The 22,727-nt window shown below is 60.9% G+C and carries 17 protein-coding genes; 11 read left to right on the forward strand and 6 right to left on the reverse strand.

Features of this window, described 5'->3' with window-relative positions:
- Positions 1 to 32: 32 nt before the first annotated feature.
- The 3 genes from EEQ99_RS30450 (at position 33) to EEQ99_RS30460 (ending at position 5,044) form a co-directional block, all read left to right on the forward strand.
- Entirely contained in the window at positions 33 to 1,067 is a 1,035-nt protein-coding gene (locus EEQ99_RS30450) for an efflux RND transporter periplasmic adaptor subunit (RefSeq protein WP_127431657.1), read from the forward strand.
- Positions 1,067 to 4,222 (forward strand): efflux RND transporter permease subunit, encoded by a 3,156-nt coding sequence (locus EEQ99_RS30455; RefSeq protein ID WP_127431624.1) that lies wholly within the window; start codon positions 1,067 to 1,069, stop codon positions 4,220 to 4,222. The genes EEQ99_RS30450 and EEQ99_RS30455 overlap by 1 nt, the downstream gene beginning before the upstream one ends.
- 195 nt (positions 4,223 to 4,417) lie before the next feature.
- A complete protein-coding gene (locus EEQ99_RS30460) occupies positions 4,418 to 5,044 on the forward strand; it encodes a DedA family protein (RefSeq protein ID WP_164735992.1) in 627 nt (208 codons plus the stop codon).
- A gap of 545 nt (positions 5,045 to 5,589) precedes the next feature.
- Here the strand turns inward: EEQ99_RS30460 and EEQ99_RS30470 are convergent.
- The gene (locus EEQ99_RS30470; protein WP_127431626.1) at positions 5,590 to 7,464 is read right to left on the reverse strand and encodes an AAA family ATPase; all 1,875 of its coding nucleotides are present in this window, start codon (positions 7,462 to 7,464) and stop codon (positions 5,590 to 5,592) included.
- 10 nt (positions 7,465 to 7,474) lie between these two features.
- A complete protein-coding gene (locus tag EEQ99_RS30475) occupies positions 7,475 to 8,092 on the reverse strand; it encodes a hypothetical protein (protein ID WP_127431627.1) in 618 nt (205 codons plus the stop codon).
- Between the two features lie 94 nt (positions 8,093 to 8,186).
- Between EEQ99_RS30475 and EEQ99_RS30480 the strand changes: the two genes are divergently transcribed.
- The gene (locus tag EEQ99_RS30480; protein ID WP_127431628.1) at positions 8,187 to 8,435 is read left to right on the forward strand and encodes a hypothetical protein; all 249 of its coding nucleotides are present in this window, start codon (positions 8,187 to 8,189) and stop codon (positions 8,433 to 8,435) included.
- On the opposite strand, the gene EEQ99_RS30485 is transcribed toward EEQ99_RS30480, so the two are convergent.
- Entirely contained in the window at positions 8,436 to 8,639 is a 204-nt protein-coding gene (locus EEQ99_RS30485) for a hypothetical protein (protein WP_127431629.1), read from the reverse strand. It abuts the gene before it with no gap.
- A gap of 98 nt (positions 8,640 to 8,737) precedes the next feature.
- Between EEQ99_RS30485 and EEQ99_RS30490 the strand changes: the two genes are divergently transcribed.
- Positions 8,738 to 9,352 (forward strand): type II toxin-antitoxin system VapC family toxin, encoded by a 615-nt coding sequence (locus EEQ99_RS30490; RefSeq protein ID WP_164735993.1) that lies wholly within the window; start codon positions 8,738 to 8,740, stop codon positions 9,350 to 9,352.
- 10 nt (positions 9,353 to 9,362) lie between these two features.
- On the opposite strand, the gene EEQ99_RS30495 is transcribed toward EEQ99_RS30490, so the two are convergent.
- Complete coding sequence (locus EEQ99_RS30495; protein ID WP_127431630.1) at positions 9,363 to 9,563, reverse strand: hypothetical protein; 201 nt, start codon at positions 9,561 to 9,563, stop codon at positions 9,363 to 9,365.
- Positions 9,564 to 9,927: 364 nt separating this feature from the next.
- Here EEQ99_RS30495 and EEQ99_RS30500 point away from each other — a divergent pair, with 364 nt between their 5' ends.
- On the forward strand, positions 9,928 to 11,838 hold the full coding sequence (locus EEQ99_RS30500; RefSeq protein WP_127431631.1) for a DNA cytosine methyltransferase: 1,911 nt from the start codon (positions 9,928 to 9,930) through the stop codon (positions 11,836 to 11,838).
- A gap of 178 nt (positions 11,839 to 12,016) precedes the next feature.
- Here the strand turns inward: EEQ99_RS30500 and EEQ99_RS30505 are convergent, their stop codons facing one another.
- On the reverse strand, positions 12,017 to 17,302 hold the full coding sequence (locus tag EEQ99_RS30505; RefSeq protein ID WP_244604872.1) for a sacsin N-terminal ATP-binding-like domain-containing protein: 5,286 nt from the start codon (positions 17,300 to 17,302) through the stop codon (positions 12,017 to 12,019).
- Between the two features lie 287 nt (positions 17,303 to 17,589).
- On the opposite strand from EEQ99_RS30505, the gene EEQ99_RS30510 reads away from it, so the two are divergent.
- Entirely contained in the window at positions 17,590 to 19,851 is a 2,262-nt protein-coding gene (locus EEQ99_RS30510) for a DNA cytosine methyltransferase (protein WP_164735994.1), read from the forward strand.
- Here the strand turns inward: EEQ99_RS30510 and EEQ99_RS30515 are convergent.
- Positions 19,832 to 20,548 (reverse strand): hypothetical protein, encoded by a 717-nt coding sequence (locus EEQ99_RS30515; protein ID WP_127431634.1) that lies wholly within the window; start codon positions 20,546 to 20,548, stop codon positions 19,832 to 19,834. The two genes, EEQ99_RS30510 and EEQ99_RS30515, sit on opposite strands and share 20 nt — an antisense overlap.
- Before the next feature lie 556 nt (positions 20,549 to 21,104).
- On the opposite strand from EEQ99_RS30515, the gene EEQ99_RS30520 reads away from it, so the two are divergent.
- The 4 genes from EEQ99_RS30520 to EEQ99_RS30535 all read left to right on the forward strand — a co-directional run bounded on the left by EEQ99_RS30520 (position 21,105) and on the right by EEQ99_RS30535 (position 22,645).
- On the forward strand, positions 21,105 to 21,509 hold the full coding sequence (locus EEQ99_RS30520; RefSeq protein WP_127431635.1) for a hypothetical protein: 405 nt from the start codon (positions 21,105 to 21,107) through the stop codon (positions 21,507 to 21,509).
- Between the two features lie 11 nt (positions 21,510 to 21,520).
- Entirely contained in the window at positions 21,521 to 21,835 is a 315-nt protein-coding gene (locus EEQ99_RS30525; protein WP_127431636.1) for a hypothetical protein, read from the forward strand.
- Positions 21,836 to 21,980: 145 nt separating this feature from the next.
- On the forward strand, positions 21,981 to 22,337 hold the full coding sequence (locus EEQ99_RS30530; protein WP_127431637.1) for a hypothetical protein: 357 nt from the start codon (positions 21,981 to 21,983) through the stop codon (positions 22,335 to 22,337).
- Between the two features lie 26 nt (positions 22,338 to 22,363).
- Entirely contained in the window at positions 22,364 to 22,645 is a 282-nt protein-coding gene (locus EEQ99_RS30535; RefSeq protein ID WP_127431638.1) for a hypothetical protein, read from the forward strand.
- Positions 22,646 to 22,727 lie beyond the last annotated feature (82 nt).

Here is a 22,727-nt window from a genome sequence, read left to right on the forward strand (position 1 = left end):
AGCCATTCGTGACACTCGCCACCGCGCTCGTTATGGTGGCGTTCCTGTCTCCATTTCGCAATGCCGCGGCAGAACAAGCCCCCGCACCTGCTCTCACCGTTTCCCTGACGACGCCGGTGCAGCGGGACTGGCCCGAGACCGTTCCGGCAAGCGGGTGGCTTAAACCCTGGCAGGAAGCGATCATCGCCTCTGAAATCAGCGGCCTGCGCATAACCGATGTTCTGGTCGATGTCGGCGCTGTGGTCACCAAGGGACAGACGCTCGTGCGGCTCTCACAGGAGAGCGTTCTCGCCGATCTTCGCAAGCAGGAGGCCGCCGTCGAGACTGCCAAGGCAAGTCTTTCGAAAGCAAAGGCCAATGCCGACCGGGCACGGCAGCTCCGCCCTTCAGGTGCGCTTTCCGACGAAAAGATCGTCGAATATCTGGCCGACGAGCAGACGGCAACGGCAAGTCTGGCCTCCGAGGAGGCGGCGCTCGATAGCGAAAGAATCAGGCTTGCGCAGACAGCAATCACCGCCGTCGACGATGGCATTATTACTTCGCGTTCCGCAGACCTCGGCGCCGTTGTTTCCGCCGGCACCGAGCTGTTCCGCATGGTTCGCCAGCAAAGGGTCGAGTGGCAAGCCGAAGTTTCGGCACGCTACCTTCCACGAATTACCGAAGGACTGGACGTCGAGATCAACGAACCTGGCGATCTCCCGATTCGGGGCAAGGTGAGGCTTGTCGCGCCTTCAGTGAGTACAGATACCAGCCGGGCGATCGTCTATGTCACGCTTCCCGCGGACGTACGCCCGCGCGTTGGTCTTTATGTCACAGGCACCATAGAACTCAGGACCACCCCGGCCCTGACCGTTCCCGAGACTGCGATCGTGTTCCGGGACGGCATCAGCTACCTCTTCACGGCCGGCGCGGATCAGCGTGTGCGACGTATACGCGTCGAAACGGGCCGCCGTAACGACACCGAAGTGGAGATCGTCTCCGGCATCGACCAGTCCTCCAAGGTCGTCACCGCGGGTGGCGCGTTCCTGTCGGACAACGCTCTTGTGAAAGTTGCGGAGAACGACTGATGAACTTTTCCGCTTTCTCGATCCGCAACCCCGTTCCCGCGATCCTGCTGTTTGTCATGCTTGCCGTGGGGGGTCTTTTGGCCTTCAGGCAACTGCCGATCCAGAACTTTCCCGATATGGACCTCCCGACCATCAGCGTCACCGCGACGCTCGACGGCGCAGCACCGGCGCAGCTCGAAACCGAGGTCGCCCGTCCCCTTGAGGATAGTTTTGCCGCGCTCAGCTATCTCGACCACGTCACGACGACGATCACCGACGGTACGGTGTCCATCAAGGTTGCCTTCAAGCTCGAGAAAGACAGCGAAACGGCCTTGAACGAGGTCCGGAACGCCGTCGACAGTGCCAATGGCGATCTACCGCCTCAGATGGAGACGCCGAGCGTCACGAAGGTCACGGTACAGAGCACCGCTCTCGTCACCTATGCCATCCGCTCTACCGCTCTCAACGAGACTGAACTTTCCTGGTTCGTCGACAATGATCTGACCAAGGCGCTGCTGTCGGTGCCCGGTGTCGGGCAGGTCAACCGCATCGGCGGAATTGATCGTGAGGTTCACGTCGACCTCGATCCTTCGACGATGGCATCACTTGGCGTCACCGCGGCCACCGTATCGTCGCAACTAAAGGCCGTGCAGGCGGATACGTCAGGCGGTCTCGGAGAAATCGGCGGCACCCGTCAGACCTTGCGCACGCTCGGCGCCCTGCCATCGGTCGAGGCATTGAAGGGGCTCAAGATCCCCATGGCAAACGGCCAGCAGGTTCGCCTCGACGACATCGCGTCTGTCACGGACAGCTTCGCCGAGCGGTCCTCGATTGCCTATCTCGATGGCCAACGGGTGATCGCGGTCGAGATCAAGCGTTCGAACGGCTTTTCGGACAGCGGCGTCGCCGCGGATGTTGACGCGGCGATCAAGCAATTCGCGGCGGGCCATCCCAATGTTCAGATCGACGAGGCCTACAGCACGATCGGCCGGATCATCGGCAATTACGAAACTTCAATGAGCATGCTGTACGAAGGCGCGATCCTGGCCATCATCGTCGTCTGGTTCTTCCTCCGGGACTGGCGTGCAACGATCCTGTCGGCCGTTGCGCTGCCCCTTTCTGTTATACCCACCTTCCTGGTGATGTATCTTGCCGGATTCAGCCTGAACATCGTCACGCTGCTCGCGTTGTCGCTGGTGGTCGGCATCCTCGTGGATGACGCCATCGTCGAGATCGAGAACATCGCCCGCCACCTGCGAATGGGCAAGCGGCCGATCGACGCGGCAATGGAAGCCGCCAACGAGATCGGGCTTGCGGTCATCGCAACCACCTTCACGCTCGTCGCCGTATTCCTGCCGACGGCGTTCATGAGCGGAATACCCGGCCTCGTGTTCCGGCAGTTCGGCATCACCGCCGCCGTTGCAGTCCTTGCCTCGCTCGTGGTAGCGCGCCTCCTGACGCCGATGATGGCCGCCTATTTCATGAAGGCTCATCCCGCGGACGAGAAGGATGGGCGCATCATGCGCGCCTACATGGCCGCTGCGAGGGCAGCCCTGACACACAGGAAAACTACGGTGGCCCTCACCGCCATCGTCGTTGCGCTTTCGCTGGCAACCATTCCCTTCCTCAAATCGGGGTTCCTGCCCGCTTCCGACGACGCGCGAACCCAGATCACGCTGACCATGCAGCCGGGCGCCACCATCGAGCAGACGGACGCCGCCACCAGGCAGGCCTCCGATATCGTCGGCAAGCTCAAGGACGTCACGCGTGTCTTTTCTTCGGTGGGGGTCGCGTCTTCGAACGGCGGCGGGCCCAACGTCACCACCTCGAGCGATCTCGGCTCCGCGACTATCGTTGTCGTTCTCAAACCCATCGATGAGCGTAATCGAAAGCAGTCGGAGATTGAAAACGACATCCGGCAGGCCCTCTCGACTCTCCCCGGCCTGCGTGTGGAGGTCGGCAACGGCGCTAATGGAACAAAGCTGGAGATCGCGCTAGCAAGCGACGATGCAAACGCACTTGAGACTGCGAGCACGGCCCTAGAGGAACAGCTTCGCACGCTCCAAGGCATCGGCGCGGTCACATCTACCGCCGCGAGGCAGGCGCCCGAAATCCAGATCGCACCCGACTTTGCGCGTGCGGCGGCCCTCGGGGTAACGTCAAGCGCGATCTCCGAAGCGGTGCGCGTGGCCACGAACGGGGAATATTCCTCTGCCTTGCCGAAGCTCAACCTGCCGCAGCGCCAGGTTCCTATCGTCGTTCGGTTCAGCCCCGAGACACGGACAAAGCTCGACGACATCAAGAACATGCGGGTGGCTGGAACCAACGGCAGTGTTGATCTCGGATCGATTGCTGATATCCGGATCGGCGGCAGCCCCTCGCAAATCGATCGTATCGATCGGATGCGCAATGTCACCCTCTCAGTCGAGCTCAACGGTCGCATCCTTGGTGATGTCAACCGTGAGGCACAGGCACTGCCGGCGCTCCAACACCTGCCGACGGGCGTCACCCTTGTCTCACAGGGCGAACTTCAGCGCAGTTCGGAGCTGTTCCAGAGCTTCGCGCTGGCAATGGCGATTGGTGTGTTCTGCATCTACGCGGTCCTCGTCCTCCTCTTCCACGACTTCCTCCAGCCGCTCACCCTTCTGATGGCCCTCCCGCTCTCGCTCGGCGGTGCGCTGCTGCCGCTTGTCGTCACCGGAACAAGCTTCTCGATGCCGGCCGTCATCGGGCTGCTGATGCTCATGGGTGTGGTGACGAAGAACTCAATCCTGCTGATCGAATATGGGATTATGTCGCGCCAGCAAGGCATGTCCAGATTTGACGCTCTCATTGATGCCTGCCACAAGCGCGCGCGGCCGATTGTCATGACCACCATCGCCATGGCTTCGGGGATGCTGCCAGCAGCGCTCAGCCTAATGGGCGGTGATTCAAGCTTTCGTCAACCGATGGCCATTGTGGTGATCGGCGGCTTGATGATGTCGACTTTCCTAAGCCTCATCGTCATCCCCGTCATCTTCACCTTGGTCGACGATCTGGAACAGCTCCTCAAGCGGTCGCTGCGCCGCCTCGGGTTCGCCCGGGAGACCGCGGACGAAAAGCCGGAGACATCCAACGATCGCGTGGCGATCGCCTTCAAGCCTCTCCATTCGACTCGGGGCCAAGGTCAGAGATGAATTCCGTTCGGCTGGTTATCAGGCAGACAATCACGCGACGGCGAACTGTCGCGCCTTTCATTGCAACCTCTTCGGTCGACTTCCAAGCCCCCATCGTGGAAGAAGGCCGCGGGACGTTTTCCCCCAGCAGGCGGCATGATGCCGCCTGCGCGTCCTGCCTCTATACAGGAGCCTACCCACCGATTGGGAGGCGCTATGCCTGACCTGCTCACCTCAGATCCACTCGCCGCGCTGATACCTCTCATTGCTGCTTTTGGCGTCATGACACCGATGATCGCGACATTCTTGGAGCGCTTCGTACCAGTGCTCCCGTCGTATGCAGTGCTCGTCGTAATAGGCGTGGCGGCGGCTGATGGAAGTTTCTCCCTGCTTGCCGCCCTGGCTTTAAGCCTGGTCGGCAGCACTCTAGGATGCTTGTGCTTGTATGCGCTTGGGAGAGTGGTCGGCGAACGCCGCTCCCGCCGTTTAATCGAAGGTTCGGCGCGTTTGATCGGGATATCTTCGGAGAAGTATCGGCGGTGGGAGGATCGGCTGCGTTCCAACCAGCGGTCGATCGCGTTTCTCGCACAATTGATCCCCACCGTTCGGCTCATCTCGCCGGGCATATCGGGATTGTTGCATATCAGATTCTGGCAGTTCGCAGGCGCGACGGCCTTGGGCGCTGCATTGTGGAACGGGCTTTTTATAGGCGTGGGATATGCCTTCGCGCTCATCGACACGGACGCGAACGCATCGATTCTGGCACTCAAGACCGCGATCGCACTTGTCATCGCAGAAGGGTTCGCCTTCTGGAGCTGGCGTTGGAAGGTCCGGGCGCGATGAGCTTCAGTTACCGTGTGCTTGCCGACCATCTTCGCTTCGTCCGCTCATTCTTTGCCGATCCTCGCCGCGTTGCGGCGATTGCTCCTTCAAGCGCCGCACTTGCGCGCCTGATGACATTGGAGATTTCGCCGTTCTGGTCGGAAGTGCCCAGTTCCGCGTCCGATACTCGACAGACTGGGACTGAAGGCCCGACGTATCGGCGGGACGCTGCGTAATCTACCTCCGGCCGCTGTATACCGGATAACAAGGCGGGGCCTATTCAAAGCCAATCACTATAATCATCACCAAAGGCCATGACGTCGGCACTCATCGCGATTACTAGGCATCCACCCGACACCGGCCGATTGGACATTCAGCCGTTTGACAACAATGCCACCATCGCAGTTGCTACTTAACTCCGGGAACTGCATCGTCGTCATTGTCCCAGCTTCCCCGCCTCATCGTGCGTCGCGGAGGAGTCCCACTTATCTTTTGACGTCGAACAGCCGCCTCGGACCGGGAACAATTTATAGTGGGGCTGTCGAGAGCTGCCGTCGCTGGCCGCTTTACGAACCCGCTTGCCCGTCAAGTCCCATTGCACGCAGTTCGTCGCCTGTGACAACCCCTTGTTCGCAAAGCATTCGAACGAGGCGCTCCACATCCTCCCGGCGGCGCCTGATGATCTCGCAGGCTCGGTTAAGCGCCTCCGACAGAAGCCGCTCGACCAGCCGCCGTAGTTCCGCATCCTCGCGCCGCAGTTTGGCAAGCTCCTCCGACGACGACGCATGGCTGTAAGAGATCACGCCGCCCATCCCAAGCGAGACCGCCATGATTGTTGCCAAGTTGGTCGCGCGATGAAGATCGGAGTCAGCTCCACCGCCAGAGCCATCAAAGGATTCACCGAGGATGGTCCTTTCGGACGCGAGGCCGCCCAATAGCATTGCCAATTCGGAGCGGTAGGATTTCCTGCTCCTGAATAGCGGTCTTTCTCTCCGCCACTGGACGTAGCCCTGAACCCCATCGTCTCGCGAGACCTGTGGTAGCACGACGATGCCGTCAACGATCGCGACGCCAAGTTCGATGCCGACCACTGCATGACCGGCCTCGTGAGTACTGGCGATCCGCCGCTCCTGTTCCGTTAGGTGCCTGACAGGCGGGATCATTGCGATCAGGTCGGCAGGCCGGACATCCCTACCCTTTCGGCGCGCCCTTCGTTTTGCGTTGCCGACCAACTGCCGGAGCTGAGCTCCAGAGCGACCGACAGTCGCAGCCGCGAGCGTCTTCAGTTCGTCCGGGCTCGCACCATCGCCAAGATGCATCGCAATGATTTTCGCCCGCGTGTCCTCGTCCGGCAGTTCGATGGCGACATGCCTGTCGAGGCGACCGGGCCGGCGCAGGGCTGGATCCACCTGTTCAGGGTAGTTCGTCGCGGCGACCACGATCACCCCCTCGCGGCCTCCCGAACCGTCCAGCAACTCCAGAAGTGCGTTGACTACCTGGATGCTGTAATCGGTGTTGTGTCCCCTGAACTTCGCCCGGTCACCGATCGAGTCGATCTCGTCGATCAGCAGCACCGTCGGCGGCGTTTTTGCCGCCTTCTCGAACGAGCGGCGCATGGCAGCCAGCATGTCGCCGAGATGACCCTTTGATTGCCAGACCGCGCTCGAGGCGGGGATGAAATTCGCACCACAGGACCGCGCGACTGCTTCAGCGAACATTGTTTTTCCGGTCCCCGGAGGCCCACTCAATAGGATACCCGAGGCCACATCCGACCAGGTAATCCTCCCGTCCCGCCAGTCACTCAGGTCGGTGACGAGATCGAGTGCCCATTCCTTTGCCTTCCCATACCCCTCCAAGTCGTCGATGCGAGGTTCCCATGATGGCGGCTTAGGGATCTGCTTATGTACGAGCGCGGTCGATTCCAGCTTCTCAAGCACGGTATCAAGGGGCCGTCCCGGTCGCAGTGCGAGGAACAGCATGCTGGCCGGGAAAGCTGCAAGTCTTCGTGCGATTTCGAGCGGAATGTTCATTGCGATCGACTTCGCAGCAGCGACCAGATGTCTCGCGTTCACTGCGGCGACATCAATGATGCGGTCGAGGGCGACCATCAGCTCGGAAGGAATGTCCGCGCCATCCTGAATGAGGACGATTAGGGCCGCTTTGTATCTTGATAGATGAATGGCATCCCTAGCGTCGGCCTCTCCAGGACCGGATGTGACGATGACCATCGAAATCGTGTACTTTTCAAGACCAGCAGACTTCAGGATGGTCTCGGCCGCATCCTTGTACGCGTCCATGTCGCCACCCGGTGGAAGCCGCAGCCCGACCAGGCGGTTCTCCGGCAGGAACACCCGGCCGCGGCGAAGGGCGCTGCGGACGGCGAAGGCATAGGTTTGCACTTCGAGCGTCGAAGCGCGCTCAGAAAGGGGTACAGTTCTCATGGAACGCTCCCTATCGGCTGGCGCGCCGGACCGTGGTATCGGGCCGGAGCAGTTCTTCATCCAGTTCGACTTCAATGTGTCCCGTGAGGATCATCGCCGCCACCGTCTGCATCGGTCGGCCGTCGCGGACGGCCGATAGGCATTCAGCAAGTGTCAAGGACCCAAGCTCGTCGAGGGCTGCAAGGATCCGGATCCGGTCGCCGAGGGCTGCTTCGTAACCAGCGTATCGCAGGAGATCCTTCGCATTCTGAAGCCGAGGTTGACTTCGGATGGCGGACATCAGCACCGCCTGATATCTGCACTCGAATTGCTCGGCCAGAATTCTGATCCACTCAGTGTTTCCCGGGTCACGATCGCACACTTCGACAAGAAGATGTTCATCGACTTTCTCCACGAAAAAGTCGACGTAATAGCGCTTGGGACCATGGTTGTCCGCAAGCGCGTAGGTAAGGCACCGCCACGACACCACGCTGGGATCGAGGTCAAGCAGGCAGGCGTAATTGCGCGCCTCGCGGGATCGGAAAACAGGTCGCCCGACGCACTTGAGCGTCACAAAAGGGAAATACGGGCGGTAGTTGGGAGAATCGCAAGCTTCATCGCCTGCTGCATGAGCGGATCCGGTCTTCATGACCTGCACTCCAACGAACGGGAATCTGGGCGGCGCCGGGATCGGTCCCGGAATCCGTCAGCCTATTCGAAAGGTCGGTGCGAAGATGTTGCTCATGTCCAGAACAATTAGTGAACGAAAAATTATTCGTCAAGCCGGCAAAACGGAGATTTGTATCACCGAAGGCGCAATGTCTCTGCGGGGCATGGCAGCAATCGACGGAAGTTGTCCGGTTTCGAGACAACATTGTGAAAATTATCTTGAAGCCGATCAGTGGCATAGGCGTAGCACCATTGATTCGCGCACTTACTGTCTTGTTGGTCGCCCCGTCGCCGGTTACGTTCCGATACCAGCAGAAAAATGATCAGAGATTGAGATCGTCGTCGTCAGACAGCGGGCCGGGCTGCGCGAAGAGCTCTTCCAGGGTTTTCTTCACAGGCTCGAAGGTCACCAGGAATCTGCCGTCAACGTCGATGACTCTCTGGGTGCCCCGCGCCTTTGCTGCATCCAAGACCTCACGGATGCGGGCCTCGGCCTCTTGTCTCTGCCAGTCGGAACTTTGCGTCATCAGGCCCCCTCGCGGACTTCAGCCCGGGATTGTAACATCGAATTGGAGAGTGCCTCGGAATTTTTGCAGAACTCCAACCCTGACCACAGGAATCTACCGTGCAAGCAGAACCGCTGCTTTTGATGGATACCGACATCGTCAGCCTGATGGGCCGACAGAAGGCGCCCCCCGGGCTTCGCCCTTGGCTGATGCGCATCGGCATCCATCGTCTGGCGCTCTGCTATCCTGTGATAACAGAGTTGATGCGCGGAGCCCACCTCAAAGTCCGGGATGACCCAGAAAGCGCGCTACGGATCGCCAACTGGGCCAATGACGTCGTGAAGATGGATTTTCCCTTTCCAGAGATGACCGCGGCGGTTGCGAGCAAATATGCCGAAATGACGTCGGTCCCGCGGCTTAGGCATCTTTGGACCGTGCAGCGGAACCAGAAGAGCAACAGGCTTGGCCACGACCTGGCGATATCAGCGGTGGCTATTGTCCACCGGATGCCGATCCTCACGGCAAACGTCGATGACTTCCTTCGGATCCACGAACTCTTTCCACTGCCCGGCTTGCATCATCCGATGAAGGCGCGATGGTTCGTCGACCCCGTCTTCCAGGTACCGCTGCCGTATTTCGATCCGGACGAGCCCGACCCGCACGAGAGGGCTTTGCCCAAGCTTTCGAACCCACCGATCATCGCTTCGTTCGAACCTGCAAACGGTTCGCGGTAGCGCCGCAGCTCTACTGGTCCGGTTTCCGGGAAGCCCACCGCTTCAGACTTTCCCGTCGTTTCCCCTGGGTTACGATCTTGCGGCCGACCTTGGCCGGCTCGAACCCAACCTTTGACAGCGCATCGCCAACCGTTTCGTTGTCAGCCGACATTTCCCCGATCGGACCGATCACGCTGCCTTCGCCGTCGTCGTTCTTTTCACCATGTGGCATGCCAATCTCCGATTCCGACATCGCCATCGCGGAGATGTCACCCACTTGGGACATGCGCCATATTAACCCGTTTGGCCGCTTGCCTGAAGGGCGTCCTGCAACGAGCGCGAGGAGAACCATGGAGCAGATGAGCACGTGGTTGGCGGCATTGCCACTGACGGTGCCGCCGACGGAGCGTTCAGGCCCAAGCCCGTGCAGAGGTATCCGCGCGAAATGAGGGTTCCAATGCCAGCGCGGTCGAGTCGAAACGCACGATGCGCCTGAATTATCGTGTCGCTCGTATTTGAATGAATCCTTTCCCGGGCTTTTAAGACCTGTGCCGCTACGACACACCCAGTCGTCGAATACAGCGGTATGGGACACAATGAATTCTAAGGCAGAAGCACTGGCAGCAGCGAAGAAGCGGATCATCGCGCTGCAAAAGCAGATGGTGACACGAATCCTGGAGATGGCTGCAGAAGTCGAAAAGCTCGCTAGTGCGACGACAGAACGCGAAGCCCGTGAGTTCTTGCGCGTCACCTGCAATATGCCGTCATCCGAGCTGTCGACCTATGTGCGCTTCCAAACCACGCTGAAGGGCAACGAGCAACTGCTCGAGAGTTCCAGGGTGTCTTTTCCCGTGGTGAAAGCTTTGGTCTCCGCCGACCCAGCCACCCGCAAGGAAGTCCTTGAGCGAATGGAGATCGGCGCCCGGATAGATACCACCGAGATATCTCGCATTCGCAAGCGTCTCCAGGAAGCTGCCCTTACGCCGGGCCAGGTGCTGGCAGCGCGGAATGGAAAAAAGCTCGCAGCCGCGGCACGCAGGAATACGGCTGACGCCGTCACAAGCTTCCAGGAAGTCCTTTACGCATTCTCCGAAGGATTGATAAACGAGCGTGATCCCGAGAAGATGGTTTCGGATGACGTCCGTCAGGGCGCGGCACAGATCCGGCGAGCATTCGAATCCTTGTTCGGAACTCGTCACGGGACGGTGGATCAGACGAAACCGGGCACATCCGCGCATGAAATGGCCCTCGCATACGAGACGCTGAAAAACCTCGAAGACGGAACTCTCGCCATGCCGAGGAACAGAGCGCTTCGCCATCCGGGTCTTGTCGCTCTTCAAAATCTCACGGGACGCTCGCCCGAAGCCTACAAGCCGGAGCGCCCTCCTCTCCGGCAGGGACCGCCCGCCCATCATCGGCTGAAGGCAATCGAAATATGTGCTGGTGCCGGCGGCATGGCGATTGGATTGGATAGAGCGGGGTTCGATCATGTCGCGTTGGTCGAATATGACGAAAATGCCGCCGCAACACTCAGGCTGAACAGACCCAACTGGAACGTGATCGAGAGCGACATTCGGGATATCGACTTCCGGCCGTATCGACAGATGGACATCGACCTCGTGGCTGGGGGCCCTCCATGCCAGCCCTACTCGTCCGACGGATATGGTCTGGGTAAAGATGATCCCAGGGATCTGCTCCCTGAAACTGTCAGGGTCGTTTCCGAAATTCGTCCTCGGGCATTTCTCTTCGAAAACGTCGATGGACTATTGCATGCTCGACACGCGGATCACGTGGCCGAAATTCTTCGCGGATACCGTGAGTGCGGCTATAATGTCGAGATTCACAGGATCAAGACTGAAAACTACGGTATAGCCCAGGAGCGAAATCGAGTGCTGCTCGTAGGCCTTCGAAAGGATGTGACGGGCGCGTTTCGCATGCCGCCAAAGTTCGCAGGCCGCCGCCTTAACTTAGGCGACGCGCTGATGGATCTGATGGCCGCGAACGGTTGGACGGGCGCGCGTGAATGGGCGCGTGACAGACGTGAGCAACCAGTCTTCGACCGCCAAGGCAACGTCGTCGCACGAGGCGCACTCGCCTCCACGATTGTAACCAGGCGAGGCCTTCCACGAGCGAAAGAGGCGGCCCGCTGGGGCGCAAAGTGCGTCGATATTGCGGGTCTGCCAGACCTGGCCCCGACCGACGAGCAGGCTTCGAAACCTGGGTTCATGCCCGCCCTCACCGCTCGCATGCGTGCCCGGCTCCAGGATTTCGAGGACGATTGGAGTTTCGTCGGGGGCAAGCAAGCCGTTGCAGACCAGATTGGTAATGCAGTCCCTCCCAGGCTGGCGCAGGCGGTCGGCTTGGCAATCTTCTCCTCCATCGAGGACGTTAGCTGGGACTGGGAAGCGATGCTGTGGCCGGAAGAAAGCCGTCGGATGCATATGGTGCCGCCGCCGCTGCAGTTCGAAGGCGTCGTCGCTGAACCTCTCGTATCTACGGCAACGTGAAGGCGCTCCCCCCTCCTCTCTTAAAGCGTGGCGCGGCTGCGTTCTAGCCGCAAGCTACATGGGGCGTGGGCTTGATCAATCGCTTTGCGCAAGTAGCTGGCATCAGCTCGGCTTGGATGCAATATCTGATTGGGGCCGTATTCGGTCGGCATCCCCGTCGCTCTTCGCCGGCCACGCCTCATTGCCGCTCGAAGCGATAGCGCACCGACCCGCCCCGTAGCACGCGGAACCGATCGCGAGTATTAGGGGCAGCCGGGTTCGACAGCGGCAGCACGCGCCATTGGGCGGGATTGAACACGAACGGGACGTAGAGGATACGGTAGCGCCGCTTTCGCTCGAGGCTCGCACTGCCCGCGACCTCGAGTTCGCGGGCAGTAAGCTCGAATTCGCCGCCCGCATCCATCGCGGACTTCACCTCGTAGAGCCATTCGTTGCGCTCGGTAACGACCCGGAAATCATAACCGAGGTTATCGTCGCCGGCGGAACCCGTGCAGAAAGCAGCGCGGTTGCACGAGACCCAGCAGGCATCGGACATTTCCTTCGGATGCCGCCTACGCAGATATTCACGGGCGAGCCACTCGCTCGCTATACCCATCGCGGTCTTCACCGCCTCCGGCGGCTGGGTTCGCCACGACTGACCGCCACCTCCCCCGCCGCCGCCGGGCGTTCCCGGTACGCGCTGATCCTGCAGGCGTAGTCGCGGGGCGCGGCTACGGGTGTACCAGTCATCGCCTTTCTCGATCGCGGCGCCGGCAAGCTGCTCGAACCGCCGGACGAAATCTGCCGCGCCCGCGTCGAGATCCTCTTCCGCGAATCTGACGGTGCGCCGCGCGACCTCGGTTTTCCTCTTCGCCTCGCGCGCCTCGATCGCATCGCGTTGCAGATCCTCGGGAACTAGCCCAAGGCGCGCGAGATCGGCGGAGAGCGGCATTCCCGCTGGCCAGGCTCCCACGCGCGCGTAAAATTCCGGAAGCCGTGCCTGGTCCACCTTCTCGAAGTCGAGCAAGCCAGCCTCGTCGAGCGTGCGGACCATCGTTTGTGGGTCGGCAGCTTCGATCGACTCCGGCACCGCTGTGTCGCTCTTGCGGCACCAGGCGCGCGCCATTCCCGCGAGGTCATTATGGTTGGCAAGTACGAGCTTGCGGTTGTCGGCGGCGACACGGTCAAGCGGCGGGAGGTCGATCTCCGAATCGTCCGGACCCAGAAGCTCTGCAGCCGCGGCCGCCGCGCGTACGGCCACGACCTCGCGGGTGAGCACTTCGAGAACCCGAAGCCACGCCGGGTCGAATGTCACGAAGTCGAGGCGCCGTGCGGCCACATAGGGGGCGAGATCCTCACCCGCGGCCCATATGCTTGCAAAACGGCGACGGACGCGATCGAGCAGCTCCGGTTTGAGTTCGCCGAGATACACCTCGAACATGCGCCGGAAGTCGTTCTCGTCGTTGAGTGGAGGATACCCCAGGGATGCGAGCGTTCCAGCATAGGCCACGAAATCGAACCCCATCGCCCGACGGATGAGCCCCTGATTATCGGTCTCTTCGACTGCGGCAAGCAATCTGTCAACGATCGTCTTGTCGAACTGCACGGTAACCCATGCACGCAGGTTCAGCGACGGACCGAACCGCTCGTGCAATTCTTCGAGCTCCCTGGCGCATTCGAGCCCCCGGAGATGAGCAACGACGGGAAGCAATGCGCGCACTCGCCATTCCACGCCGCTGCGGGTCGCCGCGAAATGATCGCGGATGATGCTCTCGTCGCGTTTGATGGCGCGTGCATAGTGCGCCTCGGTCGGTTTCCCGGCGCCGCCGAAACCCGCCCGCTTCAGACGTTCGAGTATGATTTCGAGCGTGTTGCGCCGCACCCCCATCAATTTGGTAATGGACGGCGCCGCCTCGCAGAGCAGGTCTAGTCCTATCGCGGCGTCAGCGACCAGCACGAGGGTCGGCGATTTGGGATGAGCGACTGGCTGGGCGCGCTCGTCGCCACGTGCGTGCGCGAGTTCGCCACCAATCATCAGCGCAAAGCTGGCGCAGCGCCGTAATCGAATTTGGCGCAGGCGGCGCTCCAGCTCGTCGGGCGGTATGGTCCGAAATTCGAGGGGGTCGCCCAGATATTCGTGCGCAAGGACGGCAGCATCGACGAGCCAGGCGAGCGCGTCGGCGACGAGCGGAGGGTCATTCGGTGCGGGTTCGAAGTCTTCTCCATCAACGATGAGGCGTACATCGTTCGAGTCTGCAACCTGCACCCGAAAGCCACCCACAGCCTGAATAAGGCCGGCGATCGCCGCGGCGTCATTCTCGCCGACATCGAGCACCGCTTCTCCGCGATCTACCAGGGCCCGCGCCGCGAAACCCTGCCGTTCGCTGGTGATGTGGACGAGCGGCGGATCGGTCGGGTCCGGACGACAGAGTTCGAGACTCCCCATGCGCTCGACGACCAATGAAAGCGCTGAGGGCAACGAGCCTTTAGTTTCCGCGATGTCGCTCCAGGCTCGGCGCAACTGGTCGCGCAGATCGCGGCGCTCGGCGGCCGAGAGGTCTTGGAGACTATCCGCGAGCGAGGCGAGGCGCGCGGCCGCATTGTCGCGGCTCGACCAGTCGCGCAGGCCGATGCGGGGGTCGAACAGGATCGCGGGCAACGCCGCGCGGGCGCCGACCTCGGATTGGAAGCGCGGAACGAATCGCGGCGGCGGCTGGCGGGCAGCGGTCGTCGACCAGCTCGCATCGGGCGCCGCGAAGACTATCTCATCCTGCTTCGTGCTAGCGACCCAAGATGCGGTGGCTAGAAACACCGCGAGCGGCGTGGGAAGCGCGACCCGATTGTGATGGCGATAATGCTCGACTGAGAACTGGAAATATTTGTCGCCGTGGTCGCGGAGAAAAGTGACGATGAGATCGGAGAACGCGGCGCGGGCGTCTACGGACAGCTCGGCATATTCGGTCTGGCCCGGCAGCCTCCAGATCTCGCCGATCAGGTCGTATTCGGTGTAAGGATTCTGAAAGCTGGTTGAGCCGACCCTAGCGACCCACGCTCTGTCGAAGCCATGCTTCGCCGAGACGGTGGAGAGGATACCGTTCCAATAGCCGCTTGCCGTCCCTCTGCGCCGGATGTCGGCAGCGAGCTGCGGAAGGCCGTCGCTTGTTCCGAGCAAGGCAAGAAAGCGGGCCCAGTCTTCGCGCCGATCGTCCGCGGCGGCCCGCGGCCAATCGCCAAAGCTGACCAGCAGACGGTCGCGCCCCCGAGCGCAATCGGGCGAGACGGCGGCTGCCTCAACGAAATATTGTTCGACGGTTCTGCCAAGCGATGTCCAGGAGTTCGAGAAGAGCGCGGACCCTGCCCTGCTCCATCCGCCGAGGGTCGGCACCGACAGGTCGGCCGCGCGCAGAGCTTCCTCGATATGCTTCCCACCCCCGCCGCGCCACACCTTGAACGACCAGAGCAAGGCTTCCTTGCGCTGAAGATTGCTCGCTTTCGGTTCAAGAGCACCCTTCAGTGAGAGCAGCACGTCGAGCGGATCGTAACCCCTGAGGAGGCCGGCATTCTCGAATGCGCGCTGGGTCGTCTCGGTTAGAGCGATCGCGTCGCTTAGGAACCGGAATTTGCGCTTGAGCGACGTCGGCGGGCTGGGTGGGCCCTCGCCGCGACGGCCGCGCCCGCTCTTCGATCGGACGAATACCGGAGGGGCGCCATCGCGGCCCCTTGCCGTTGCCGCAAGGAGCTTGCCATCGGCATCGACCAGTATCTTCCTGCCCTCGAGCAACGACATTGGGAGAGCAGCCGCATTAAACACCGCGTGGACATCGTCAAGAAATGACTTCCACCGGCTCGGCGGGGTCCGGCGCTCGCGCGCGAGCCAGTCGGCCACCGCTTCGGTCCATCCGCACAGCGCCTTGTCGGACAGCTCCAGGGGCAAATTCACCGACGCGGCAAGCGCCTTGATACGCGACACGCGATCGGCGCCGAGCGTATCGGCAAGAATATCCGCGCCGGCGATCTCCGCGAGTCGCCGCGTGGTTATCTGACGCGTTTTGACGTCCGGCCAGACGTAAAGTGTCTCGAAGCTCGCCCAGTTCGACACCCCCCCAGAAACGACGGGCCAAATCGCGGCTTTGTCGACCGCGCTTTCGATACTTCGGAAGGCGGCAAGCAATTTCGGAGTATGAGGCGGCATCCAGGCAGCGAGGTCGACGACGGCTGTCGGCGGCAATTCGATGCCGCGGTCGACGATTTCGGTTGCAGCTATCGCGCAGACGGTGGCAGCCGCCTCGAGCAGGTGTCTGTTGAGCGGTAGATCGGGCTTGATAGAGCGGCGATCGATGTCGGCGAAGAAGGGTGCATCGATATGGCCGGCTATCGGCGACGTCGCATTTTCGCTCATCGGCAAGAAATTGTAGAGACGCCCGGCCGCCCCACGCCCAAAGAGCGGTACGGCGATCGACACGACCGCCTCACCCTGCCATTCGAGCCAACGTTTCAACGTCGCAGCAGCGTGCATGCTTGCGCGGATCGCATCGAGCAGGGGTTCCTTGGGCAGCATCGAGCGCACGAGCAGATAAGTGCTACCGTCGACCGTAACATTCGCCAGCGAACAAGCATCGGATGAAATATCGGCGATCGGTTCCACCGAACGGGTCGATCGCCGGTGCAAGACGGACGCGCCCTCGCGTGCGATCTCAACATCCAACGCCGCAAGTCGATCGAGAAATAGGAGCACGGGTGCCTTAGGTTCAAGTAGCTCCTTCACTTGTCGTTCGGCGAGAGCAACGGCATCCTTGGACCTCAGCGGCAGCGAGATTACGGTCGCGAAGCCGGCGACCGCGAGAGCGTCGAGCGCATCGTTTCGCTCTGAGACGGGTCTGGGAACTAGATAACGAGGCACGGTGGCCGCCAGATAGCGCGCGTCCTCGGGGCTTGCGCCGATGGCGGACAAGTCCGTCTCGATCTCTTCCTGGGTCGCAAATCGGAAGCAATAGCCGTCGAAGCGGCCGCGCGATCCCGTTGGAGAACTCGAAAATATCCGAACCTCGTCCGTCAGCGCCTCGACGCTTCGGAACCCGAGCCCCTTGTTGCCGATCCCTTCTCCGATACGCTTGTCGCTGGTCCCGATATTGATAACCGCATCGAGGTTCGATCGGGTAAAGGCTCGCCCGCGGTTAGCCACGAGTAACTCGCCGCGATCGTCAGCCGAAATCAGAAGCCGGACGGCAATTTCTCCGGTGCCGTCGAGCGTACTCGACGGGTGCGCGTCATGCCCATTTTGCACCAGCTCGAAGAGAACGCGATCGCCATATTGGGTCCCGATGACCTCGTTGAGATTCTTCAGGCTTTCATAGACCTTGATGTTGCGCCGGCGGCCTTCAAGAGCAAACTCGAGCTGCGAAGTCGCGATATTCGTGATTTCGCGAGCACAGTCCAACGGCACGAGATCGCGGTCGGTATGTCGACGGGCATCGCTGTCCACCATGATCGACAAAGTTCCTCCCTCCCCCAGCGCTAGGCTCTGCTTGGCCGTATCGACGTTGTCCGTCCCCAAACGACAGGAATAGCACGTAAAAGAGGAAAGCAATCCGTCTCTGCGTTATCGAAATGCCCATCCCCCTGGAAATTGCGCCGAAGCAAGGGGCGCATCCTATTGCATCTCTCCACGCGAGGTGGCACGTCCCTCAAATGGAGGTTCCCTGCAATTTTAATGTCTGTCTTCTCCGGGCAGCAACGTTCCGATGCTACCGGTCCCGTCAGAAGGGGATCATCATGACTCAGGAAACATTTCTGGACGAAGAGAAGCTTGTCGACGCCGCCGATACGCTGAAGCGCACCATGGAGCGGCTATCAAAGCTGCTGGTCAAGGCGGCGAAAGTCGTGAAACGCATCCGGACGGAAACGACCGCCGACGTCGCTGAGGCATTGCTGATGGTGCAAGCCGGCATCACACCCGAGGATGCCCGCCTCTTTAAGGCCATCGGAGAGCTTATCGAGGACAATCCCGATCTTCTTGAGCGCGGCGTCTCCGCCGAGACCTTTCGGGTGCTTTTTTCAGCATCGGACCCTGATCGGGCGGAGGCCATACGTGCCATCAAGGCGGGCCTTCCGGTCGGAGAGGCCAAAATGAAGCATCTTGAAACTCACCGCAGATGGATCGAAACGGGAGCAGCACAGACTGCGCTGGCCGCACGGTCGGCCGCAATCGAATCCTTGGCAGCTCGAAATGTGCGTGCCTTGCTTGGCGAACTGGAAAGCCAGGCCACCGACTTGCGCAAGGCCGTTGCAGATTTTGCAAATTATTTCGGACCTGGCGCGCCGCAACAAGGATTCGAAATGGAAACCCAACGGGCGGGCTATTTCGAGACCCACGCGGAAATCACCGCGAAGGCTGCCTCGGTTCTTCACCTTTTCCAACGCGTCCTGGGTTTGGTTGACACGCCTGAAACTTTCGAACCCATGAATTCGAACGCGTTGGCGCTGGCACAGTCCCGCCACGCCCTGGAACGTTTGTCCTCAGGATGCTTTGGCCACAGCGGCGGCTTTGCGTTCGACGTCGCCGCGGACGACGTTTTCTCGTGGGAGATAATCGACGCCCTCGACTACATCTGCACGCAGTCGCCTCCTGAAACAGAGCCATCATGTCTCCTGTCTCGTCCGCCCCGCAACCTCCGTGTCCTCGAGCTCGGAGCGGGCGCAGGCGGCCAGGCGCTCGGGCTGATGTCCGCAGGTTTCGAGCATGTTGCCCTGTACGAGAGGGTCCGGAAGCGCGCGAATACGCTGAAGGCCAACTGGCCGACTTGGCCGGTCCGCTGCGCCGACTTAAGGACGGTGCCGGACGCCGAGCTCGCTCGACATCATGGCGTCGACCTGCTGGCGGGAGGCATTTCCTCCAACATGCTGTCGCGGCAGTCCAACAAGGACAAGCGGGGGAATGAAGACGACCTCGTGCCGGAGCTCATCCGCGCGGTTCGAGTGGTTCAGCCTCGTGCCTTCATGATCGAGAGTGCTCGGGGATTCTCCTTCGAGTCTCATGTTTCCTACCTCGCGGAGTTCAAGGCCAACCTGATCGACCTGGGCTACACCGTCGAATCTTATCGTCTCGATATGAAGCTATATGGCCTCCCACGGAACGACGAGCGCATCGTTCTAGTTGGCATTCGTCAGGATGAACCGGGTACGTTCCTCCCGCCGGTCCTCCGGAACCCAATCGACAGGTATGTTCGGGAAACTCTCGAAGATCTCGTCATCCGGCACGAGACCCCAGCCGATCTGAAGCATTCAATCCAACGCGATACACCGCAGTGGCACTACAATAATTGGGCCTACCGCTGGCGGTCGCGCACACTAGAGTCACGTATTGCGACGATTTCGCGGGAATGGAAGGAGTCTCGTGGAGCCCGTCAGAAGGATTCAAGAGCGGAAATAACCGAAGGCTTCGACCGCTCGGAATTCGCGGTAACGCCGCCCAGAGTCGAAGATTTCCAGAAAGAGAATGACTACTTTCTTCCGAGGATGACCCAGGAGATCGCTGCGCGAGCCCAGGGATTTCCGGACCGCTGGGCCTTCAAGGCTATCGGCGGCGGCAACATCGACATGATCGCTGATGCTATGCCTCCAGTCCTTGCGAAAGCCGTGGGGCTGCAGATCTACTCCGCGCTTGCGGGAGTGACATTCGACCTCGATGCGGCGCTGGTCCCGCCGATCGTCAATGAGAAGCAGATTGGCACAGGGTCTCTACGACTGAACGGCGGAAGAGAAAGCGCACATACATGGACCCAGATTGAAATCCTGCTCCGCGGCGAAGCCGACATTGCCAAGGAGCCGAACGCAAAGAAGCGACAGGCCAAGTTCCGAAGCCTTCTCAAGGAGGTGGAGCCGAACCACATGAGGCGTACGAACCTAGTCAAAACCCTGCACAGGATCCAGTGGGAGCAGGAGCGCCGGGCAACGGAGGACCACGCCCTAATTGATCGTCCTGTTTCCCGACGGAATCCCGGAAGGCGTGGTCGATTCAGCAGGGCTTCGGTGTAAGTTTGCCGACATCAATCCCGGTGCTTAAACTTACCGCATATTCAGCAACCTGTCTAAGATCGTCCGTGTATACGCGGGCGATCTCTTCGCCGTCGGCGAAGATCGGGCCGCGCGCGCTTCCCGGACGGAGACACAGATGTACCCGCCTTCCTTCGTGAGCCATGAACGTGAGGGCTTCGTACTGCATTTCCTCCTCGCCGGGAAAATCCTCGCCATCCACCCGCATGACCGCGAGATCGGGTATCCGCCCGTTGATCGCCCAGAAGACGTCGGCAAGATCCTCGCTGGACACCTTCATCGGCTCCCGCTCGAAGGTGACGAGCTTGCTGAAGCGGATCTTACGCGCGATCGCCGCGAACATCTCTTCGACGTTGACCTCGGCGCCGACTTCACCCTCGATCGGAAGAACCCTTTCCTTCCACCGGCGCATGTGCACCCAGCCGGTGCTGCCCAGCTTCTTCTTGCGGTAGTCGCCGTGTAGGATTCGAACCTCAGACCAAGCGGGTCTGGGCTCGTCGGTGTGGCGCTTGTGAGTGAACTCCAACGAGATCGGCGAGAAGCTCCGATCGGTCTGGAAGTCGACGACATAGCGCCACCCTTCATCTACACACAGAGCTTCCAGCCCCATCGTCTCCATGACCGATCCCAGATGCTTCCTGATCTGGGCCATGCGCTTTCTCATGAAAATCGGTTCCATCAAATCCTCCTCCGACATGGAGAGAGGATCTCTGGACACCACGCACGGCACAACCGGGCGTCGCGTTGGATTTTTCAAGCTGCCTCCTGGGCACGCGCGGGCGTCGAGTAAACGGCGCCGTCCCATCCGACGTCAACACCCATCGGTTGAAATATATCGATGGACAAGGGACGCAAACTAAGCGTTAACTATAGGCGTTTTCGCCATGGGTCATGCTCAGGAGATCCATCATGTGCATGCGAATATTCGCGGCCCACAGCGGCATCGCGATAAAGTAAGCAGGTAGCCCGCCCCGGTCTGGTGGAGACAGCAGAGCTGCCTCAGAGAATCGGCGCGTGTCGAATCTACCAGCCAATCCCTGGCCGCCCGATGGATCGGGTGCTTGCTTTGTCAAAAACATTCCGCCAGCAGATAATCGCTTTGGGTCCTGTGGGCCGGCTGAATCCCGTCTACACGATCGGGAGAAGACGGAGCTATCGATGACACACACCGCCCCCACCGCCCCCTAAGTCCACCCCACCAAAGCGATTTCATTCATCAGCAAAGGAGCTGCACCATGCCGCAGAACGAACACCTGCGTCTGCATTCCGAGAAGATCCAGCCCGACCACCAGAACCGTCTCCGTGATTGGCTCCAGGCGAGTTCGAAAGGGCGTTTCTCTGAAGACGAGTTGAAGCTGCATCGCTGTGCAGCCCTCGCCTATGCGGATCCCCGCCGCCCATCCATACGGAGCCTTTACCAGATGCTGGGCGCGATGCTCGATCATGACGGAAACCTAACGGGGATCGCCTTGAACTGCCCCTCATACGAATACTTCCGCCGCCTCGTGCTAACCCTGCCGGCCGACTATGTCGACCACATGCGCTACGGTCGCGGCATCGGTCTCTGGGACATCGTCCATGACGCCGGGCAGATCATCGACGACATCGCCGCTGCCACCCCCACCCTGCCTCACAGCTAAGGAGATCTGCAATGGACTACATGCCCTTCGTCCAACTTCTGAGCGAAGCCAGCGCTTCGTGGCAGATGCCCGAGCGTGAGATCGTCCCCGGCTTTTCGAAACGCCCCGGCAAGTATCACCAGTATGAATGCGCCGCGCTCGAGGAAGCATTCTGTATGGCCCAGGAGTTCCCTGGCACCGAGGCGCAGATCTGGAGCGACATGGCGGAGCTGATCACAGCGATGAACGCGGAGCTTCGCGCGGTCGGCGCCCACGAGCTGAAGATCGTCGACTATCGCACGTTTCTCGCACTGCTCGACACCGGATCGGAGCCTTTCGATGCCTGAACTTGTGAAGACAGAACCGGCTCGCGGTCCGCCTTGATCTAGCCTCCGCCGCGAGCTGCGCACCCGAAATCTCAGCCATGCCTGCCGCCCCGTGTTTCGGGGGGATGGATGGCGCACGTCCAAACGTCACCGAGTAGAGACCGAGATGAACACTGCAGACCACACCACCCCACCCCCGCTCCCGACCGTCGCCTCCCTGTCGCACGCAACGCCGCAGGAGACATCGCTCTACGCGCAGTTCGCCCGCCCGTGTCTTCGTACCGGAGGGTGGGAGACGCTTTCCCGCCAGTATCTGGCGATGAAGGACGAGTGCGCGAAGCGCGGCCTCCGTGCTTGCACCTTCTCCCAGTTCCGCGAGGTTGTTCGCCGCTTCAACAAAGTCAGCTTCCCGAACCGCTGCTCCCATCCCTACGGCTACGGAGCGATGGCGGTCTCACGCGGCCCCAAGCTGAACCTACTCGACCTCACTGCCGGGTGGCGCTGGGCGAGCAAGAGCCGGTGAACGAGATGATGGAACAGGAGATGACCATGACCGTGAAGACCACATTGTCGCCCGCTGCCGTGAAGACGAACAACAAGCGCACCTTCAGTGACTCCACTGTTCTTCAGACCCTCCCCTCGGGACTCGCGGAAGTCCAGTTCGACTTCGCCCTCCTTCTCCGGACGACGGGGCTGTGGGCCGCCCTCACGCGCCAGCAGCGCCGCCATTTCAAGCGCATGACGCCGCGTCTCGTTGCCATCGTCGACCCTGGCACCCGCTGCATCACCGGATACGTGAGCCTTCGGACGATACCGCAGCGCCGTCGCTAGAGCCATCGAAATACCCCCATCAACTGGACTTCCGCCCGGCGAATGCACGCCGGGACGGGATCCTGCGTTCTACGGAGCCTTC

It is taken from the genome of Rhizobium anhuiense (assembly GCF_003985145.1).
In the GTDB taxonomy this organism is placed as follows: domain Bacteria; phylum Pseudomonadota; class Alphaproteobacteria; order Rhizobiales; family Rhizobiaceae; genus Rhizobium; species Rhizobium anhuiense.

Coding starts and splice junctions, on each gene's coding strand:
- EEQ99_RS30530 (WP_127431637.1), top strand. CDS start 21,981: ATGAACACTGCAGACCACACCACCCCACCCCCGCTCCCGACCGTCGCC.
- EEQ99_RS30520 (WP_127431635.1), top strand. CDS start 21,105: ATGCCGCAGAACGAACACCTGCGTCTGCATTCCGAGAAGATCCAGCCC.
- EEQ99_RS30480 (WP_127431628.1), top strand. CDS start 8,187: ATGTCCAGAACAATTAGTGAACGAAAAATTATTCGTCAAGCCGGCAAA.
- EEQ99_RS30455 (WP_127431624.1), top strand. CDS start 1,067: ATGAACTTTTCCGCTTTCTCGATCCGCAACCCCGTTCCCGCGATCCTG.
- EEQ99_RS30505 (WP_244604872.1), bottom strand. CDS start 17,302: ATGGTGGACAGCGATGCCCGTCGACATACCGACCGCGATCTCGTGCCG.
- EEQ99_RS30495 (WP_127431630.1), bottom strand. CDS start 9,563: ATGCCACATGGTGAAAAGAACGACGACGGCGAAGGCAGCGTGATCGGT.
- EEQ99_RS30515 (WP_127431634.1), bottom strand. CDS start 20,548: ATGGAACCGATTTTCATGAGAAAGCGCATGGCCCAGATCAGGAAGCAT.
- EEQ99_RS30510 (WP_164735994.1), top strand. CDS start 17,590: ATGACTCAGGAAACATTTCTGGACGAAGAGAAGCTTGTCGACGCCGCC.
- EEQ99_RS30475 (WP_127431627.1), bottom strand. CDS start 8,092: ATGAAGACCGGATCCGCTCATGCAGCAGGCGATGAAGCTTGCGATTCT.
- EEQ99_RS30525 (WP_127431636.1), top strand. CDS start 21,521: ATGGACTACATGCCCTTCGTCCAACTTCTGAGCGAAGCCAGCGCTTCG.
- EEQ99_RS30500 (WP_127431631.1), top strand. CDS start 9,928: ATGAATTCTAAGGCAGAAGCACTGGCAGCAGCGAAGAAGCGGATCATC.
- EEQ99_RS30485 (WP_127431629.1), bottom strand. CDS start 8,639: ATGACGCAAAGTTCCGACTGGCAGAGACAAGAGGCCGAGGCCCGCATC.
- EEQ99_RS30470 (WP_127431626.1), bottom strand. CDS start 7,464: ATGAGAACTGTACCCCTTTCTGAGCGCGCTTCGACGCTCGAAGTGCAA.
- EEQ99_RS30535 (WP_127431638.1), top strand. CDS start 22,364: ATGACCGTGAAGACCACATTGTCGCCCGCTGCCGTGAAGACGAACAAC.
- EEQ99_RS30460 (WP_164735992.1), top strand. CDS start 4,418: ATGCCTGACCTGCTCACCTCAGATCCACTCGCCGCGCTGATACCTCTC.
- EEQ99_RS30450 (WP_127431657.1), top strand. CDS start 33: ATGGTGGCGTTCCTGTCTCCATTTCGCAATGCCGCGGCAGAACAAGCC.